Annotated in this window: 27 protein-coding genes and 1 tRNA gene; 9 read left to right on the top strand and 19 right to left on the bottom strand. The window is 53.6% G+C overall.

Going from position 1 to position 13,965, the window contains the following annotated elements; translation table 11 throughout:
* Positions 1 to 5: 5 nt before the first annotated feature.
* Positions 6 to 668, bottom strand: a complete 663-nt coding sequence (locus ACOTYB_RS22615; protein WP_045343229.1) for an EAL domain-containing protein — start codon at positions 666 to 668, stop codon at positions 6 to 8.
* A 303-nt stretch (positions 669 to 971) separates the two neighbouring features.
* On the opposite strand from ACOTYB_RS22615, the gene ACOTYB_RS22610 reads away from it, so the two are divergent.
* Positions 972 to 1,048 (top strand) — tRNA-Arg (locus tag ACOTYB_RS22610).
* Positions 1,049 to 1,063: 15 nt separating this feature from the next.
* Here ACOTYB_RS22610 and ACOTYB_RS22605 read toward each other — a convergent pair.
* The 18 genes from ACOTYB_RS22605 to ACOTYB_RS22520 all read right to left on the bottom strand — a co-directional run bounded on the left by ACOTYB_RS22605 (position 1,064) and on the right by ACOTYB_RS22520 (position 9,477).
* Positions 1,064 to 2,221, bottom strand: coding sequence for a tyrosine-type recombinase/integrase (locus ACOTYB_RS22605; RefSeq protein ID WP_421765887.1), 1,158 nt, complete (start codon positions 2,219 to 2,221; stop codon positions 1,064 to 1,066).
* Entirely contained in the window at positions 2,104 to 2,439 is a 336-nt protein-coding gene (locus ACOTYB_RS22600; protein WP_071882737.1) for a helix-turn-helix domain-containing protein, read from the bottom strand. Before ACOTYB_RS22600 ends, ACOTYB_RS22605 begins: the two co-directional genes overlap by 118 nt.
* Before the next feature lie 106 nt (positions 2,440 to 2,545).
* Entirely contained in the window at positions 2,546 to 2,776 is a 231-nt protein-coding gene (locus ACOTYB_RS22595; RefSeq protein ID WP_045288376.1) for a hypothetical protein, read from the bottom strand.
* 8 nt (positions 2,777 to 2,784) lie between these two features.
* Positions 2,785 to 3,024, bottom strand: a complete 240-nt coding sequence (locus ACOTYB_RS22590; protein ID WP_310851839.1) for a DUF4222 domain-containing protein — start codon at positions 3,022 to 3,024, stop codon at positions 2,785 to 2,787.
* Positions 3,002 to 3,646, bottom strand: coding sequence for a hypothetical protein (locus tag ACOTYB_RS22585; RefSeq protein ID WP_409248749.1), 645 nt, complete (start codon positions 3,644 to 3,646; stop codon positions 3,002 to 3,004). The genes ACOTYB_RS22590 and ACOTYB_RS22585 overlap by 23 nt, the downstream gene beginning before the upstream one ends.
* Positions 3,643 to 3,864 (bottom strand): TraR/DksA family transcriptional regulator, encoded by a 222-nt coding sequence (locus tag ACOTYB_RS22580; protein WP_270302386.1) that lies wholly within the window; start codon positions 3,862 to 3,864, stop codon positions 3,643 to 3,645. Before ACOTYB_RS22580 ends, ACOTYB_RS22585 begins: the two co-directional genes overlap by 4 nt.
* Positions 3,865 to 3,955: 91 nt before the next feature.
* Positions 3,956 to 4,147, bottom strand: a complete 192-nt coding sequence (locus tag ACOTYB_RS22575; protein WP_063159775.1) for a DUF1382 family protein — start codon at positions 4,145 to 4,147, stop codon at positions 3,956 to 3,958.
* The gene (locus ACOTYB_RS22570) at positions 4,144 to 4,440 is read right to left on the bottom strand and encodes a DUF4406 domain-containing protein (protein WP_063159774.1); all 297 of its coding nucleotides are present in this window, start codon (positions 4,438 to 4,440) and stop codon (positions 4,144 to 4,146) included. The genes ACOTYB_RS22575 and ACOTYB_RS22570 overlap by 4 nt, the downstream gene beginning before the upstream one ends.
* On the bottom strand, positions 4,437 to 4,655 hold the full coding sequence (locus ACOTYB_RS22565) for a hypothetical protein (protein ID WP_032621601.1): 219 nt from the start codon (positions 4,653 to 4,655) through the stop codon (positions 4,437 to 4,439). Before ACOTYB_RS22565 ends, ACOTYB_RS22570 begins: the two co-directional genes overlap by 4 nt.
* Complete coding sequence (locus tag ACOTYB_RS22560) at positions 4,652 to 5,311, bottom strand: MT-A70 family methyltransferase (protein WP_128310935.1); 660 nt, start codon at positions 5,309 to 5,311, stop codon at positions 4,652 to 4,654. The genes ACOTYB_RS22565 and ACOTYB_RS22560 overlap by 4 nt, the downstream gene beginning before the upstream one ends.
* The gene (locus ACOTYB_RS22555; RefSeq protein ID WP_164554795.1) at positions 5,308 to 5,475 is read right to left on the bottom strand and encodes a hypothetical protein; all 168 of its coding nucleotides are present in this window, start codon (positions 5,473 to 5,475) and stop codon (positions 5,308 to 5,310) included. The genes ACOTYB_RS22560 and ACOTYB_RS22555 overlap by 4 nt, the downstream gene beginning before the upstream one ends.
* Positions 5,472 to 5,900 carry a regulator gene (locus ACOTYB_RS22550; protein WP_409248750.1) on the bottom strand — a complete coding sequence of 143 codons (429 nt, stop codon included), beginning with the start codon at positions 5,898 to 5,900 and terminating at the stop codon, positions 5,472 to 5,474. Before ACOTYB_RS22550 ends, ACOTYB_RS22555 begins: the two co-directional genes overlap by 4 nt.
* On the bottom strand, positions 5,897 to 6,577 hold the full coding sequence (locus ACOTYB_RS22545) for a lambda exonuclease family protein (RefSeq protein WP_024198026.1): 681 nt from the start codon (positions 6,575 to 6,577) through the stop codon (positions 5,897 to 5,899). The genes ACOTYB_RS22550 and ACOTYB_RS22545 overlap by 4 nt, the downstream gene beginning before the upstream one ends.
* A complete protein-coding gene (gene bet / locus ACOTYB_RS22540; RefSeq protein WP_409248751.1) occupies positions 6,574 to 7,419 on the bottom strand; it encodes a phage recombination protein Bet in 846 nt (281 codons plus the stop codon). The genes ACOTYB_RS22545 and bet overlap by 4 nt, the downstream gene beginning before the upstream one ends.
* 18 nt (positions 7,420 to 7,437) lie before the next feature.
* Positions 7,438 to 7,722 carry a host nuclease inhibitor GamL gene (gamL, locus tag ACOTYB_RS22535; protein ID WP_104010140.1) on the bottom strand — a complete coding sequence of 95 codons (285 nt, stop codon included), beginning with the start codon at positions 7,720 to 7,722 and terminating at the stop codon, positions 7,438 to 7,440.
* A 72-nt stretch (positions 7,723 to 7,794) separates the two neighbouring features.
* On the bottom strand, positions 7,795 to 8,004 hold the full coding sequence (locus tag ACOTYB_RS22530) for a cell division protein FtsZ (protein WP_006809788.1): 210 nt from the start codon (positions 8,002 to 8,004) through the stop codon (positions 7,795 to 7,797).
* Positions 8,001 to 8,159: a hypothetical protein gene (locus ACOTYB_RS22525; protein WP_409248752.1), complete on the bottom strand. Its 159-nt coding sequence runs from the start codon at positions 8,157 to 8,159 to the stop codon at positions 8,001 to 8,003. The genes ACOTYB_RS22530 and ACOTYB_RS22525 overlap by 4 nt, the downstream gene beginning before the upstream one ends.
* Positions 8,160 to 8,784: 625 nt before the next feature.
* Positions 8,785 to 9,477 carry a LexA family transcriptional regulator gene (locus tag ACOTYB_RS22520; RefSeq protein ID WP_409248782.1) on the bottom strand — a complete coding sequence of 231 codons (693 nt, stop codon included), beginning with the start codon at positions 9,475 to 9,477 and terminating at the stop codon, positions 8,785 to 8,787.
* Between the two features lie 127 nt (positions 9,478 to 9,604).
* Between ACOTYB_RS22520 and ACOTYB_RS22515 the strand changes: the two genes are divergently transcribed.
* The 8 genes from ACOTYB_RS22515 (at position 9,605) to ACOTYB_RS22480 (ending at position 13,957) form a co-directional block, all read left to right on the top strand.
* Entirely contained in the window at positions 9,605 to 9,856 is a 252-nt protein-coding gene (locus tag ACOTYB_RS22515) for a transcriptional regulator (protein WP_001514164.1), read from the top strand.
* A gap of 29 nt (positions 9,857 to 9,885) precedes the next feature.
* Positions 9,886 to 10,431 (top strand): toxin YdaT family protein, encoded by a 546-nt coding sequence (locus ACOTYB_RS22510; protein ID WP_409248753.1) that lies wholly within the window; start codon positions 9,886 to 9,888, stop codon positions 10,429 to 10,431.
* An 85-nt stretch (positions 10,432 to 10,516) separates the two neighbouring features.
* A complete protein-coding gene (locus ACOTYB_RS22505; protein WP_049012403.1) occupies positions 10,517 to 11,209 on the top strand; it encodes a GIY-YIG nuclease family protein in 693 nt (230 codons plus the stop codon).
* Complete coding sequence (locus ACOTYB_RS22500) at positions 11,209 to 12,072, top strand: hypothetical protein (RefSeq protein ID WP_409248754.1); 864 nt, start codon at positions 11,209 to 11,211, stop codon at positions 12,070 to 12,072. Before ACOTYB_RS22505 ends, ACOTYB_RS22500 begins: the two co-directional genes overlap by 1 nt.
* The gene (locus tag ACOTYB_RS22495) at positions 12,069 to 12,758 is read left to right on the top strand and encodes a replication protein P (RefSeq protein ID WP_409248755.1); all 690 of its coding nucleotides are present in this window, start codon (positions 12,069 to 12,071) and stop codon (positions 12,756 to 12,758) included. Before ACOTYB_RS22500 ends, ACOTYB_RS22495 begins: the two co-directional genes overlap by 4 nt.
* Before the next feature lies 1 nt (position 12,759).
* Positions 12,760 to 13,059, top strand: coding sequence for a protein ren (locus tag ACOTYB_RS22490; RefSeq protein WP_252049225.1), 300 nt, complete (start codon positions 12,760 to 12,762; stop codon positions 13,057 to 13,059).
* The gene (locus ACOTYB_RS22485) at positions 13,056 to 13,499 is read left to right on the top strand and encodes a hypothetical protein (protein ID WP_409248756.1); all 444 of its coding nucleotides are present in this window, start codon (positions 13,056 to 13,058) and stop codon (positions 13,497 to 13,499) included. Before ACOTYB_RS22490 ends, ACOTYB_RS22485 begins: the two co-directional genes overlap by 4 nt.
* Positions 13,496 to 13,957, top strand: coding sequence for an ead/Ea22-like family protein (locus tag ACOTYB_RS22480; protein WP_409248757.1), 462 nt, complete (start codon positions 13,496 to 13,498; stop codon positions 13,955 to 13,957). Before ACOTYB_RS22485 ends, ACOTYB_RS22480 begins: the two co-directional genes overlap by 4 nt.
* Positions 13,958 to 13,965 lie beyond the last annotated feature (8 nt).

Raw genomic sequence — 13,965 nt, 5'->3', positions numbered from 1 at the left:
ACCGTTCAGTCCTCCTGCCATCTCCAGGATGGCCAATAATATCCCTGACCGAAGCGCGCGCCAGCATGAAGCGCGCATGTACGGTCCCGTTCTGTTTCAATGCCTTCAATAAGCACATTCGCAGCAATTTTTGAACAAAGGGTGACCAGCTGTGTCAGCGCCGGCGTTTCACGTAAACGCCAGAAAGCGATCTTATCGATTTTTATTCCGCATAACGGCAGGCGACAGGATAAAAATGCTTGCCCTGACGCTTCATCAATATCATCCAGCCAGATCCGATGTCCCCGCGCGGTCAACTGCTGAAGCGCACAACTCACCCTCTGACGTACCGGGTCTGAGAGTGAAAAGAACGAGGCAGGTTCCACGAGTTCAATGTTCAGCGGTGGGCTGTTAAGTTGCAGTAAACGCTGGAACATTTCCGGTATGGTCAGAACGGTTATCGGCAAATTTATGAAAAGGTTGTCACAGGGGAAGGGGTTTTTTAACGCGGCGATCTGTGCTTCCAGCAACATAAGCGCCCGGGTGGCTGACCAGTCCTGGAAAAAGCTTTCGCTTTGCTGATGCGGCGACAGCACGCTGAGCACTTCGGCTCCCACCGCGCGTGAAGAGGAGAGGGCGACAATAGGTTCAAGCTTAATGCCTGTAATGTCGTGTGAGATGTGCTGCACGCACGCGGGAAAACCTGTCTGCTCTGGCGCTGTCACTCCGTCGTCCTGTTCACTTCCAGCCTCCAGGCGGCCGGGATACCGCAGGACAGTGTGAAGGTGAAGTAAACAGGAAAACAGCAGGCGTTACTTAAAAGCGGCTAAGCCTTTTCGCAGCCCGTAAAAGAGGGATAAATGTTGAAAAAACAGCCGTATTTACAATCAGCTAGTCATTATCGCCAGAGAAGGCGGAAAAGGCATTGACTCACTACGCATTGACCGTATAATTCCAGGCGTTTCACCACCGCGAAGTACACTCTTCTCCGTGCGCCCTTAGCTCAGTTGGATAGAGCAACGGCCTTCTAAGCCGTAGGTCGTAGGTTCGAATCCTACAGGGCGTGCCATTTAAAAACAGGCGCTTACGCCAGTTTCAAGCCAGCCTGATTTTCTCCTTGTGTCGTATTTGTGTCATGGTTGCCAAAAATGGCATCAATTTTCCGTGCGTGTTCGCTTAAGTGGTTCGGCGCCAGGTGAGCGTATCGACGTACCATTTCGATGGACTCCCAGCCGCCCATTTCTTGCAGAACGGACAACGGAACGCCGGACTGAATTAACCAGCTCGCCCAGGTATGCCGGAGGTCATGAAAACGGAAGTCTTCTATGCCCGCTCTTTCGAGTCCAATGCGCCAGGCGACATTGTCATCCACTCGCATTTTTCGGACAGCCGGAGTGACGGTTTTATCCGGGCGCGTTGATGGCTTCGTGTGAACGAATACCCACCTGGAACTTTTCCCGATCTGATCCCTTAACACCCTGCATGCGGTATCATTCAGAGCTACGCCGATAGCCTTGCCCGCCTTCGCGTTCTCTGGATTTACCCATGCAACCTTTCTCTGCATATCGACCTGCTGCCACTCCAGATCAATGATGTTGGAGCGGCGCAGGCCGGTTGCCAGTGCAAATATCACCACCGGCTTTATCGACTCCGGCATGCAGGCAATTAACCGTTCTGCCTCGTCCCTGGTCAGCCATCGGATGCGTTTACTGATCGGCTTTTTGGTTTTTATAACCGGGGCCGTTTTAATCCAGCCCCAGTCATTAGCCGCAGCCTTGAACAGAGATCGCATGAACGAAAGGTGCTGACTCTTTGTGGCCTGGCTTACCGGTTTCTCAACATACGGAGGCGGTTCCTTCCCACGCCGTATAGCCGCGTCCCGGCACGACTCCCAGACCTGAATATGCTTACGGTTGACCATCTTAGAAACAGCTTCATGAACCTGATCAGCAGTGATGGTTGAAATATCCCGGCCGGAGAAATGCCGCAGGAAATATTCGATTTTGGTCTTATCGTCATCGAGTGACCGCTTATGCTCCTTCTCGCGGATCCACCTGATGCAACATTCCTCAAACGTCCTCGTCGGTAGTTCCCCAATTTTATCAACCCGCCACGCTTCAGCCTTCAGCTTGTCGTGCAACTCCTGCGCTTGTTTCTTGTCCCCCGTACCAAGAGATCGTCTAATTCTTTTCCCTGACGGCGTAACGAAATGACAGTGCCAGACGCCGCCTCTGAGGGTGATTGACATAAAATTTCTCCTTTATGTTCACCCGCGCTCGCGGAAACAGGATCGCGCGGGTCATGTAAATACGCAATACAGGCAACGTCGGTTGTGCGGTATTTGTTCCCGATCTTCTTCCCGGCCAGCTGCCCCGAGTCGATAAGACGGTAGACAGTTCTCGGTGAGGTGATTAGTAGCTCGGCCGCCTGTCTGGCTGTCAGTGTTTTTGCCTCAACCATGCATTTCCTCCAGGCAAAAAAGAACCCGGCGCGGGGCCGGGCAAAAGGGATCACGAGGCAGTGCTTTCGCACCCAATAGCCAGCTCATAACTGGCTATCAGTTGCGTCAGTCGTCTTCATCTTCGTCCCAGTCCTCGTCGTAATATGGCGAGGCGAGAAGAGGGTTGGTTGCTGAGAGAATCTCTCCGGCGGCGCCCTGCCGCTGAAGTCGACGAAGCGCTTCATATAGCTCAAAGGCCTCTGTTCGCTCGTCACCTATATCGAGGGCGCATGCAACCTTGTGCGCCTCGGTTACCAGAGTTGATAGCTGGTTTCTGATGTCCTGAATGGTGCTCATAGTTCTCCTTACGCCGCACGCTTGGCGCGCAGCTTCTTCAGGTGTTCTGCTGTTTCGATTTCTTCGGCGATCCGCTCAGCCTGTGTTTTGGTCAGCGGCTCGAAATCCTGGTTAAAGCGGCCTATGCTGGCGATGCAGGTGCGACCGTTGCGGATGTAATGGATGACTTCGTGGGTAGAGCGGAGGATTTTGCAGGGCGCGCCGTGGGGATCGGCGTACCAGGTGTTAGGCTGGATTATCCTGAACATTGGGCACCACCTTAAATTCGATTACCCAAACCCATGGGTTGGCCTGCCAGTTTTCTTCCCCGTAGATGGACTTCCACAGATCTTCCCACACCTGAAAGCCATAAGTGGCAGGGCGGAAGTCGTAAAGACCACAGCCGATTTCTTTACAGATATCCCCAAGGGTAATGGCCTGCAATCGCTCAACTCGCACACCGGTAATTTCCAGCATTAGGCGACTGGCCCAGCGCGGCATGTGAATTGATGGACGCCATCTTCCTTCTTCCGGCCAGTCTGCAGGTGGCGTAGCTCGGTAAGCCATATCGTGGCTATCCTGGTCGATGTTGTAGCGTGCCCAAGTCTCTCGCACCCAGATGCGATCGCCGACGGCACCGAACGGACAGGTGTAGCCTTCATTTTCATCTGCAACACCAAATACATCTTTCTTTGCAGGCTGCAGGTATCCGTTTTTATCGACCACGCTAGGCGTGTACCAGTGGGCGTTTAAATCCAGATCGTAACCGTTATGCGTTGGGTGGAAGCCATCGGACGGCTGAACCTTCATGATACGCCGTGTCTGCGTCTTCCGGCCGTCGAGGATGGCGCGCACCATCTCGCCGTTAAAAATCATTCCGCGCTCTTTCACTGGATCCCCCTTTGCTTATTCTTAAGCTCGATCTCTTCCTGACAACTGGCGCACGTCAGGCAGCCGGGAACGGCAGCGCGCCGCGGCTCTGGAATTGGTTCGTCGCATTCCGCGCAATGCTCAGCTGATACGGCGTTACGGTCGATGCGGTGAGCGGAAAGGGCTGCGTTACGCTGAAGCTCTTCAATCTCTGCTGCTGTGTCGATGATGTCGGCCATGGTCAATGCTCCCGGAACTGTCGGTTAATTCGGTTGAAGGTGAACGCCAGCAATAAAAAAGGCCGCGATAGCGACCTGGTGATTAATGCCTTCATGCGGCACCGCCTTCATTCTTCTCGGCTTCGACTGCCATCTTCTCAAGCCGTCGCGATAACTCGGCGGCCAGAGTCTGGAATTCTTCTTCGGTCGCCACCGGGATCGGCACAAAGCGAATCCCGATGTGCGCCAGGTGGTTGGCTATTTCGAGGCTTTTCCTCAAATCAACTGGTGAGGCTCTGTTCATGCAGCGCGGTCCTCTTCCTGGAAGATAATTTCCATTTCCAACTTCTCGGCCAAGGCATTCTCCGCGCGGGCGCCTGCTGATTTTTCCCAACCACGCAGCATGAAAACAGCATCAGCACAGCGAAGCATTGATAGGCAGATGTCCATATACTCCGCCTGAGTTAATCCATCCGGGAGCAGTGCGGGATTAAGGACCACATGACCTTTCGACCCGAGGAAAACATGCGCATGGTTGAAAGCGGCGCGGTTAAAATCAGGTATCCCACTCATGGGACCGGCAATATAAACTTTCACGATTCCACTCCGAAGCGGCGATTAAGCCGCCCTGTGTATACGACGAACTCCAGGAGACTAACTCCCAGAGCTTCAATTTTCTTGTGATGCTTGTTGATGATGGGAGGCACCGTTTCGTTCCAGTTTGGCTTTGGCTTCTTGCGCATGGCCTGCTGGATTTCTTCTGTGCAGCGGCGGCAGGCTGCTCGGATGGCGTTTTCATTTGCTGGCGTCATGCAGCCTCCGTCTTAACAACATTGATGGCGCAGCCGGGCAGCAGTTCCACCGCGGCGGTGGCGCACTGATTTCCCCAGTGGTGCCAGCCCGGGGCGGCACTGCGGCTAAACAGCTCAATGCGTGGCACATCGCCATAAAGCAACTCCAGCCGATGACGCACTTCCCACGGCTTTTCGCTGTGCGCACCGAGCGGGCTGTAGACCACCTGCTTAATCCCGGCGTGCTTACGTTCCAGCCCAGCGCCGCGGGTGGCAATCAACAGGTCTTCGGTATTGGCCCGGGTGTGGTTGCCGCCGTTCATGCGCGTCTCGGCGTTAAGCAGATCGAGGAAGTCGTAAAAGTCGGTGACTTCACCCTCGGCCAGCGCCTTGTTGATGCGCAGCTCGGCGTTCTGATTCAGCTTCACCCAGGTAAAGCCCTTCATCGTGCGAACGGTAAATCCCCAGGCCTCGGCCAGTTCGATAGCCTCCTGGTTATGCGTGCCGGTGTACCACATCGCCAGCACCGCGTTTTCGGCGGCGAGTTCCCACACTGGAAGGCGCTTGATGTCGATTAACCTCATGGTGGAGTAGTGATCGGCGGCAGCGCCGTTGCTGATGGTGTTACCGTAAGACCAGGGCGGATCAGCGTAGATAAGAGAGTATTTTCCGGTCATGCATCCTCCCGCTCCGGATCGTTAACATCCCAGCCATTACGCTCATTATTGGTTTGCAGCCGCTTATCTCCGACCTCTTCAATGCTGCGGCCGGTAATCTCTGCGACTTCAGCGTTTGAGTGTCGCCACAGCAGCGCCAGCTCTTCGAGAGACCACGCTTTCATAGCACTGACTCCATTTCGTCGATGTAGAGGCCCTGAGCAATCAGGCGGCTCCGGCGGGCGGCACGTTCAATGCACTCCTGCCGTCTGCCTTCCTGCGATTGCTCTATGGCGCGCCGGGTGAACAGCCGTGATTTACCCTGTGGTGTTACGACCTTTGGCTTCGTGACCAGGTCGAATGTCCAGTCGCAGATGCCGTCCTCGTTGACCCATTTTTCCGACTCAACGATCTGAGCTATCTGCCCGGAGCCGCGGGTAATGCCGTTGGCTACACGGTTAAACTTAATGAGCGTTACGCCAAACTTCTCAGCGATTTCGCTGCCGGTTACCGGGCGTCCACGTGTCTGAATCATCCAGATAACGCGCTCACGGAGGCCGGAGAATTGCCCGGTGCGCCCGGGCCTGCGGTAAAATGGTGTGCGTTTCATTTCCACTGCTCCCCGAACGTAAAGCCGATCTCCGCCAGCGCTTCGTCCATCTTCTCGATGAACTCCGGCACCATTTCATTGAAATCGGTCATGTATTGCGGATCCCGCTCAACGACGACATGGTGAATGCCTTCGCGTTTCATGCGAGGGTCGTAGTTGGCAAAGAACCAGGCGTCTTTCCCTGTTACCCACATGCTGTACTGCACCTGAGCCATGTACGCAGACTTGATGGCTTCGAAACCGCCAAGGCGGAATTTCATGAAGTCTCGGGAGGTGAAAGGGCATTTAAGCTCAAGTCCGAACCCGTTACTGCAAAGTCCGTCAGGGGAGCACGCGGTGCGCATGCTCTCGTCACGGAACAGGATCGGAGACTCCGTGACTTTCACGTCGGTGGTGAACTCGAAGAGGGTGCGGGCGTCTTCCTCGTACTGCTTGCCCCAGGCCAGCGCCTTCGCGTTAACCTCTGGTGCGACGCCGGTGCATACCTCAGCGAGTAGGGTGTGGAAGTAGGACATTTTCATGTCTGTCCATTTCTTTCCCGATCTTGGCTTGGCGATGACGTTATGCACCTCGGAGGCTGTGATAACGCCGAGTCGCAGCCGGTGCCATGCCTCGTCGCCTTGCTGGATAGTGGTTACGTCAATACCGGTCCGGGCAAGGATAATTTCTGGTGTCATGCTGCCGCCTTAGCCCTTTTCTGAAGGAAGCCAAACCCTTTCTGCGCCTCTTCTTCAGTGAGTTCTGACGCCTCAAAGATTTGCCGCTTGAAGATGTCGCTGCAAAGAGGAAGAAAGTCTTGCTCCATGTCCTTACCAAGCTCTTTCAAAAGATTGGTAATGGACTGGATGGTTTCTTCGCTTGCGGCTGGTGGAAGCGCTTCTGTAGTGCTGCGCGGCGTGACGTCACGGATATCAACGTCCAGTAATTTGCCTTCCATTTCTTCGGCGGTGGGCTGCTGTCCAATCTCAGGCCATGCCTTACGCAACGCCTGGGCTTCTGCGCATTTCGCCAGCTGTCCATACGGGCGCTTTTTCCACATCGCGTTCGGCGCCGTGGTGTCGCGGCCGCCGGTGGCGTAGTTTTCAATCCAGTATTCTTTGGCGCTGAACTCGACGATCTCTCCGCTAGGCATGCGCTTGTAGACGGTGTATTTGCACCACTGAGGGAAGGTTACCTCGACACCAGAAAGCGTCTGCGTCGTGTCTGGACCGAACTCTGGTTCGCGAGCACCGGCATAATCACCTGATCGGTCCGCCTGAATGCGGTAAAGCCCGATGCCCGGCATTACCACGTCACGCCATTCGCCTTTACCTGTTTTCGAGTCTTTGACGTACATCGGGACGAGGTGGACAGGTTTGAGCAATGGGTCCAGTTGGCGGGCGCGACAATAATCAAGCGCCATCATTACCGATTCGTCTTTCGCGCCAGGGTAGATGCTGTTCTTCAGCGCGCTCCAGGTGGAGACGTCGACGCCTATCTCCTGAAGCGACGTCGCTGTGATTGTTAATTCGTTTGCCATCGTTAATCCCCTCAAAAATTAAAACGGGCAGCCGGTCCGGTGTTCCCAGTCGTATTCCGCCTGGGCGTAAGCAACTGCCGAAATGAAATCGTTGTAAGCCTCGCCAGCTTTATCGCTGCGAAGTCCTTCGTATGGGCTGGAGTCAATCGGGATCGTGAAGTGGAAGAGGCTTGACGGCTCTTTTGGCATCATGTCGATGATTTGCTGCGCCCTGTCGTCGATCCACTTCTCCTTCTCCTCGGTGAGCTGCTGCTCAACCCAGCGCCGATCTTCGATGCGGTCGTAAGTGAGGTATGCGTTCATGGCTGAACTCCTGAAATTTGGATGTGCAGATCCCGCCCGCAGAAAGCCAGGCCGATCGGTTGAATAGGGTGGTTAGTGCTGGATTGGGTTGCCGTGACCGTCCAGAAGGACATCAATCACGCAGTCACTGAGACGGATGATTTCAGCATCGGTGTGCAGGTACACCCATTTGCGCTCCTGAATGACCGCTGAGACGCGATAGGTACGGCCTTCATGCATTGCCATCATGCCGGGCGTGACGCATTGGCGAATGAGTGGGGTGGTGCCGTAATGGTTGATCATACCTTCACCTCAACCTGTTGCAGGAGGCCAGCAACGTGCATCTGCCAGCGGTTAAGAGTCAGCTTGTCGCGCGGTGCCGATACCGACGTCAGTTGCCACTCGTTATCGTTGAGCTTTTTGGCGGTGTACTGCTTTCCGTTGTGGGTGACTGTCATGATACCTCCCGGCGATTTGCCTCGGAGTCCTGACGGAATGCTTCACGCAAGAACTCTTCACTAAATTCCATCTCAGGGGCCTGAACGAACGCGATATACGCTTCTTCCTGGCAGTTTGTGCAATATCCGGATCGGATTGCGCATCCGCAATTTTCACAATGTTTTGACATAAGCATCTCCGCCCTTAAGCCGGGCCGCTGAACGTTAAAAGACTTCTGCGCTAATGGGCGGTGGATGGCCGCCGGTTGTCATAACTAAGCCGCCTCGGTGAAGCGACTGAGGTATGAAGATCGTTTGATTACGCACCATTGCCGCTCTCCCTGAGCCCGCCGGGCGTCCGACGCATGGTTTACTGTCGCGCCGTTCGACTGACCGAATCTCCACTTCGACGCTGTCTAACTTCGCTCAGCTGTCGATGTTTCGTTTCGATGAGCTAACAATAGCTAAAGCGATTATTTGAGTCAATCGCCAAAACGATATTTATCATCGATAAAGCGATAATTCATTGAATGTTAAAGCGATATTTTTTTATTTTCTGAAGAAAAAAGTGATAAGGATTTGGTTTTTAGAAGGGGTGAGAAAGAGAGGATGGATCTGCGGACAATAAAAAACCCGCCGGAGCGGGTTATGCGAATCGTTTATAGTCGACTGACTGTCTGAGTAGTACCTTTGCCATGACGTAGAACGCGTCCTCATCCTCTGGCTCAACGTACCATTTCTCGTAAATGGGGTTGTCGGATATTACTGCCAGACGGTCACGCTGCATCTGAAGTCGCTTAACATGCAGTGTTTTGCCGAAGACGAAGACATATACCCCGTCACCATCAAAATGCGTAACGCCGGTATCAACGAAGATCTGATCTCCAGGCGAAATGGTGCCATCCATACTGTCACCATTAACGGTAATGACCTTAACGTGTGTAGCTGGCCGGTTGCCAAACAGCGCTCGCGCCTGCTCATTCGTGTATTCGATGGCACGAATAGTTTCAATGAAATCGCTGGTTACCAGTGTTCCTGGCCCAGCACTGGCTTTAACGTCGAGTACATCCACGCGATAAATCCCATTCAGTGACGGCTTAACCTGGTATAGCGCAGTTGGCTCCCTGGCGCCTCCGGCAGCCATTTCCCCCTCACCAGTAGAAAGCCATTCAGGGCGAACGCCAAGCACAGAGGCAATCTCAACTGTTTTTCGAGAACCTTTAGCATTCTTGAGTAACTTATTTACGCTGGACTGAGCCATGTCGACCTCTTTAGCTAATCGACCCTGTGTATATCCAGCGCTTTCCATTGCCTGCGCTAAGCGCTCCGAGAATCCCATATTCACCTCTGTTAATGACCCCTTTAACTCTATCGCTCAAGCGATTATTTAGCAAAAAATCGCCTATGCGATTGACATTCGCTAAAGTGATAACCATAATCGCTTTAAACTGATAGCTGAGGTGATTATGAAGACCCCAACAGTAGAGAAGAACTCCGCAGTAGAGAAAGCGATCGCCATCGCTGGCAGCCAGAAAGAACTGGCAAAACGTTGCGGCAAAGCTCAGTCCACTATCTGCGACTGGCTTAACGGAAAGAAACGCATCTCCCCAGTTCACGTTCCTGAGCTGGTGAAAGCGGTTGGTGGTGAAATCCAGGCTCATGAATTCCGCCCGGATCTGCCGTCCATCTTTCCACACCCTGACAACCATGCCGCTTAACGGCGGCCTTAACAACGAAAGGGAAAGCAATGCATTCACTTGCGTATCAACAAGGTAACAAATTTTCGCCAACGGCGATGATTTACCAGAATCGCCGGGAACCTGATTCCACGGCGTTAAGCATCGATGGGATCCGCGCAGCTGTTCGCGTCTGGGCAGCTGACTGCCGCAGCCGTGAATTTGTCGCCGCTCTGATTGTTGAAGAGTGGCGGGCAACCGGCGGCACCGGACTGGATATCCCGACTGACTCACACCGCCAGATGCAGAAGGTGTTCCGCTGGATCGACGGCGACACCGAATATGCGGCCAACAACATTCGCCAGCTGGCACCGGCAATCATGTCCGTCCTGCCGCTGGAGTATCGAAACCGCCTGGCTCCACAGAACGACACGATGTCGCTGATCGCCTCTGCGATGAAAGAGTGTGCTGAGGCTAAACAGGCCGTGCTGCTGGACGCTCCAGAGCATCAGAAGCTGAAAGAGGTAAGCGAGGGTATAGCGTCGCTGTTCCGCCTCATGCCGGAACAGGTAGGCCCGCTGATGACGATGGTCACATCGATGCTGGGGGTCATGTGAGAGGCACCAGAAAAGAAAAAGCCCTTGAAGCGGTCACTTCAAAGGCCTTCCAAACACTGTGTTACGCCAAGTAACGGGAGTAATTATGGCAGAGAAATTGATGCATAACACGATGTTTTTGCCTCTCAGCCTGGAGAAAGAGAAGGTTAAGCATCTTGATATTCCTAGCGGCCTCAGATCTCAAGGGTGGATTTACGCGCTCAAAAATCCATACATGCCGGGAATCTTCAAAATAGGAATGACAGTAAATGAGCCTGAAATACGTGCTGCTCAGATTTCACAGGGTACTGGCATACCGGCGCCATTTGAAGTCCATAGCGCCTACTTTTCCGATAACCCGAGAGGCCATGAACAGGAGTTTCATCAATACCTGTCCAACTGCCGAATCAATCCTGGTCGTGAGTTTTTCAGATGCACTGAAGAAGAAATCGCTGAAGCAGCTGATGCAATCGGTTTAATCAGCCGTAGCGCCACGATAGAGGAACTTGCTGATTCTTATGACGTTATTTGCATTGAGCAGAGCGAACCTTTCTCTTTGCAAGAACTGTTTGACGATCTCGATATATCAGTTTTCGGCTGCCAGTACGCGGCGACAAAAAGGTTGGTAGAAATCGGAAGGGAATATCTGCATCTCGTCAATAGGGGTGGTTGCTCGTTAGCGTTTATGGATGGGAGGGGAATACCTGTCGTCCGTGAGTACATTCAACATCGCGAAGCATACATTGCATCCCAAGAAGCTGCGGGTGTGTATGGTCCGCAGAAACCAGGAGGATTTTGATGGCTCGCTCACGAAACATCAAGCCAGGCTTTTTCACTAACGACGAGCTCGCAGAATGTCAGCCACTGGCTCGCATTCTCTTCGCTGGTCTGTGGACTATTGCCGATAAAGAGGGTCGCCTGGATGACCGACCGAAGAAAATTAAAGCCATGGTACTGCCTTTTGATGATGTCGATTGTGACGCTTTGTTGCAGCAGCTGCATCAGCACAAATTCATCAACCGTTACCAGGTAAAAGGCGATTCCTACATTCAAGTTTCTAACTGGAAAAAGCATCAGAACCCGCACTGCAAAGAAGCGGCAAGTGAGATACCAGAACCATCTCAGAACCAAAATGGCACCGAACAAGAACAGTGCAATTCAGATACAAAAGAGGAAAAGGAAGAAGAGGGAAAACCTCAAGTCATTGAAAATAATGAAGCAAAAGAAAAGCACGGTGCTAGTAAGGTGCAAGAACAGGTTAAGAACAGTTTAAATCCTGCTGATTCCCTTAACCTGATTCCTGATTCCCCTATCCCTGATCCTGATTCCTTGGTTAACACCCAAGCCGCTTACGCGTCTTGCGAAGAGGCCAATGCGGATATTCATGAGATATCGAGTCGGTACGCATTCGAGGGCCAAATCGTTCGGCTGAACCACAAGGACTATCAAGCATGGTTAAACCTGTACCCGCTGATAGACCTGAATTACGAACTTCAGAAGCTGGATATCGAGTTCACGCATGAGAAGCCAAAAAATTGGTTTATCACTGCCAGCCAGAAGCTGAGTTATCAGAACAAGCAAGCGGCAGTACGCGGCAAACCAGCCGCCAAGCCGGATCTGGACTTCAACAACACTGACTGGGCTTATGGGGTGATTCGATGAAATCTCTTGCAGAGCAGATGCGTAACCACGACCGCGAGCAGATGAGCCGCATGGCTCATAACCTGCCAGAGCAGTATCAGGAACGCGCACCGGTCGAGCAGGTGGCTCAAGTGTTCAACGGGCTGTTCAACCAACTGCGTGCCGCATTTCCGGCCAGCATGGCGAACTTCCGCAGCCAGGACGACCTGAACGAATTCCGCCGCCAGTGGCTACTAGCGTTCCAGGAGAACGGGATCCACACCATGGCTCAGGTCGATGCCGGCATGCGCATTGCCCGCCGCCAGGAGCGCCCATTCCTGCCGTCGCCGGGCCAGTTCGTCGCCTGGTGCAAACAGAGCGGCGGGGCGCTGGGCGTCAACGTTGAACAGGTTATCGCCGAATACTGGGACTGGCGTAACCGTTCGTTCGAATTCACCTCCAGTGAGCAATTCCCTTGGTCGCAGCCGGTCATGTACCACATCTGCGTTGAACTGCGCCACCGCAGCACAGAGCGCCAGTTGACTCATGGTGAACTGGCGAGCGAAGCGGGCGATCTGCTGGACATGTGGGAGAAGCGCGTCACTGAGGGTAAGCCAGTACCGCCGGTACGCCGGGCAATTGCAGCGCCAGCCGCAGAGCATGGGCCTACGCCGATCCAGCTGCTCCAGGCGAAGTACAACCGCAACAAGTCGAACGGGATGGTGTGAGATGAAAGGCAAACAGGCAATTCTGCGTTATCTCGAAACGAACCGGACCTTCACCGCGAAGGATGTGGCCACAGAGTGCGGCATGACCATCAACTGCATCACGAAGAACGCTATCGATCTGGAGCGGGCCCGCAAGATTGTCCGGGTGAGCAAGGTCTGGCGAACGGTGACTTATCGCCTGGCGACGCCGGAAGAGCAGGACGGCACCGGGCGCAGCTGTACCAACGGAATATTTCAGGAATGCCGCAACAGCGCGGCTATGAAGCGAGTATTGATGGTTTGGGGGAGGGTAGGGGTATGAAACAGAAATTTATCGAGTGGTTTACCAAGAACAACAACGGCTGCTCGCCAGCGATGGAAGACGACAGAAGCTTTGTGCGCGAGAAGACACAGCATATGTTCGAAGCGTACAAGGCAGGCGTGGCAGAAGGTGAAGCCAGATGCGCTGCTCTGGCAGCGGAGAATGCGCTTCTGAAAAAATCAGAGCCAGCACCATTCAGTAAACTGATGATGGAGGCGCTTGATGTTTATCAGGCGGGCGCTGACGAAGTGCCAGAGCTGGCAATGCTGAGTGCATATAAAAAACTGCGAGATGGGCTAAAAATCCCGGCTACCGACGCTTTCCTGGCTGAAGTGCGGGCGCAGGGTGTGGAGATGTTCGCCAAAGAGATGCATGCCGATATCAGCGGTGATGATGCCCGCGAGTTCGCCGCACAGCTTCGCAAAGGAGTGCAGTCATGAGCAACATCGACAAACAGGCACTGACAGACGAAGCAATCAGCAATGCCTTTGCTGGTACAAATTTTGGCAGAGATGACTTTAAAAACATTCTGGCCGAAACGGTTATTGATGCCGCTGCGGGTTGGCGTTGCGGCTACACAGCAACAACTATCTGTACTCAGCTTGGACTTTTGACACCGAAGGGTTGCGCGTCCGCACTTGGATTGAGGTTTATCAGTGAGCACGTTCAGCGCGAAACAAAGCGCCTGAAGGATGAGCTGGGCGCAGCAGAGAAGCGGATTGCTGAGCTGGAGGCGCGGGAGGTGAACCTTCCAAAGCTCAGCGTTGGCGAAGTGATGCACATGAGCGGATTCAGTCGGGATTATGCCGAGGGGTGGTGTTCTGGTAACGACAATGCCATTCACGAGATTCATGCAGCTGGCGTGAAGGTGGCCGCCGCAGCCGGTAAAGGAGAGTGACCATGGCT

The sequence above is a fragment of the Enterobacter cloacae complex sp. IR5450 genome, from assembly GCF_049238665.1.
Classification (GTDB): Bacteria; Pseudomonadota; Gammaproteobacteria; order Enterobacterales; family Enterobacteriaceae; genus Enterobacter; species Enterobacter hormaechei_C.
This window is presented reverse-complemented; position numbering and strand designations above follow the sequence as displayed.

Coding starts and splice junctions, on each gene's coding strand:
- ACOTYB_RS22600 (WP_071882737.1), bottom strand. CDS start 2,439: ATGGTTGAGGCAAAAACACTGACAGCCAGACAGGCGGCCGAGCTACTA.
- ACOTYB_RS22595 (WP_045288376.1), bottom strand. CDS start 2,776: ATGAGCACCATTCAGGACATCAGAAACCAGCTATCAACTCTGGTAACC.
- ACOTYB_RS22590 (WP_310851839.1), bottom strand. CDS start 3,024: ATGTTCAGGATAATCCAGCCTAACACCTGGTACGCCGATCCCCACGGC.
- ACOTYB_RS22580 (WP_270302386.1), bottom strand. CDS start 3,864: ATGGCCGACATCATCGACACAGCAGCAGAGATTGAAGAGCTTCAGCGT.
- ACOTYB_RS22575 (WP_063159775.1), bottom strand. CDS start 4,147: ATGAACAGAGCCTCACCAGTTGATTTGAGGAAAAGCCTCGAAATAGCC.
- ACOTYB_RS22565 (WP_032621601.1), bottom strand. CDS start 4,655: ATGACGCCAGCAAATGAAAACGCCATCCGAGCAGCCTGCCGCCGCTGC.
- ACOTYB_RS22560 (WP_128310935.1), bottom strand. CDS start 5,311: ATGACCGGAAAATACTCTCTTATCTACGCTGATCCGCCCTGGTCTTAC.
- ACOTYB_RS22555 (WP_164554795.1), bottom strand. CDS start 5,475: ATGAAAGCGTGGTCTCTCGAAGAGCTGGCGCTGCTGTGGCGACACTCA.
- ACOTYB_RS22550 (WP_409248750.1), bottom strand. CDS start 5,900: ATGAAACGCACACCATTTTACCGCAGGCCCGGGCGCACCGGGCAATTC.
- ACOTYB_RS22545 (WP_024198026.1), bottom strand. CDS start 6,577: ATGACACCAGAAATTATCCTTGCCCGGACCGGTATTGACGTAACCACT.
- bet (WP_409248751.1), bottom strand. CDS start 7,419: ATGGCAAACGAATTAACAATCACAGCGACGTCGCTTCAGGAGATAGGC.
- gamL (WP_104010140.1), bottom strand. CDS start 7,722: ATGAACGCATACCTCACTTACGACCGCATCGAAGATCGGCGCTGGGTT.
- ACOTYB_RS22530 (WP_006809788.1), bottom strand. CDS start 8,004: ATGATCAACCATTACGGCACCACCCCACTCATTCGCCAATGCGTCACG.
- ACOTYB_RS22525 (WP_409248752.1), bottom strand. CDS start 8,159: ATGACAGTCACCCACAACGGAAAGCAGTACACCGCCAAAAAGCTCAAC.
- ACOTYB_RS22520 (WP_409248782.1), bottom strand. CDS start 9,477: ATGGGATTCTCGGAGCGCTTAGCGCAGGCAATGGAAAGCGCTGGATAT.
- ACOTYB_RS22515 (WP_001514164.1), top strand. CDS start 9,605: ATGAAGACCCCAACAGTAGAGAAGAACTCCGCAGTAGAGAAAGCGATC.
- ACOTYB_RS22510 (WP_409248753.1), top strand. CDS start 9,886: ATGCATTCACTTGCGTATCAACAAGGTAACAAATTTTCGCCAACGGCG.
- ACOTYB_RS22505 (WP_049012403.1), top strand. CDS start 10,517: ATGGCAGAGAAATTGATGCATAACACGATGTTTTTGCCTCTCAGCCTG.
- ACOTYB_RS22500 (WP_409248754.1), top strand. CDS start 11,209: ATGGCTCGCTCACGAAACATCAAGCCAGGCTTTTTCACTAACGACGAG.
- ACOTYB_RS22495 (WP_409248755.1), top strand. CDS start 12,069: ATGAAATCTCTTGCAGAGCAGATGCGTAACCACGACCGCGAGCAGATG.
- ACOTYB_RS22490 (WP_252049225.1), top strand. CDS start 12,760: ATGAAAGGCAAACAGGCAATTCTGCGTTATCTCGAAACGAACCGGACC.
- ACOTYB_RS22485 (WP_409248756.1), top strand. CDS start 13,056: ATGAAACAGAAATTTATCGAGTGGTTTACCAAGAACAACAACGGCTGC.
- ACOTYB_RS22480 (WP_409248757.1), top strand. CDS start 13,496: ATGAGCAACATCGACAAACAGGCACTGACAGACGAAGCAATCAGCAAT.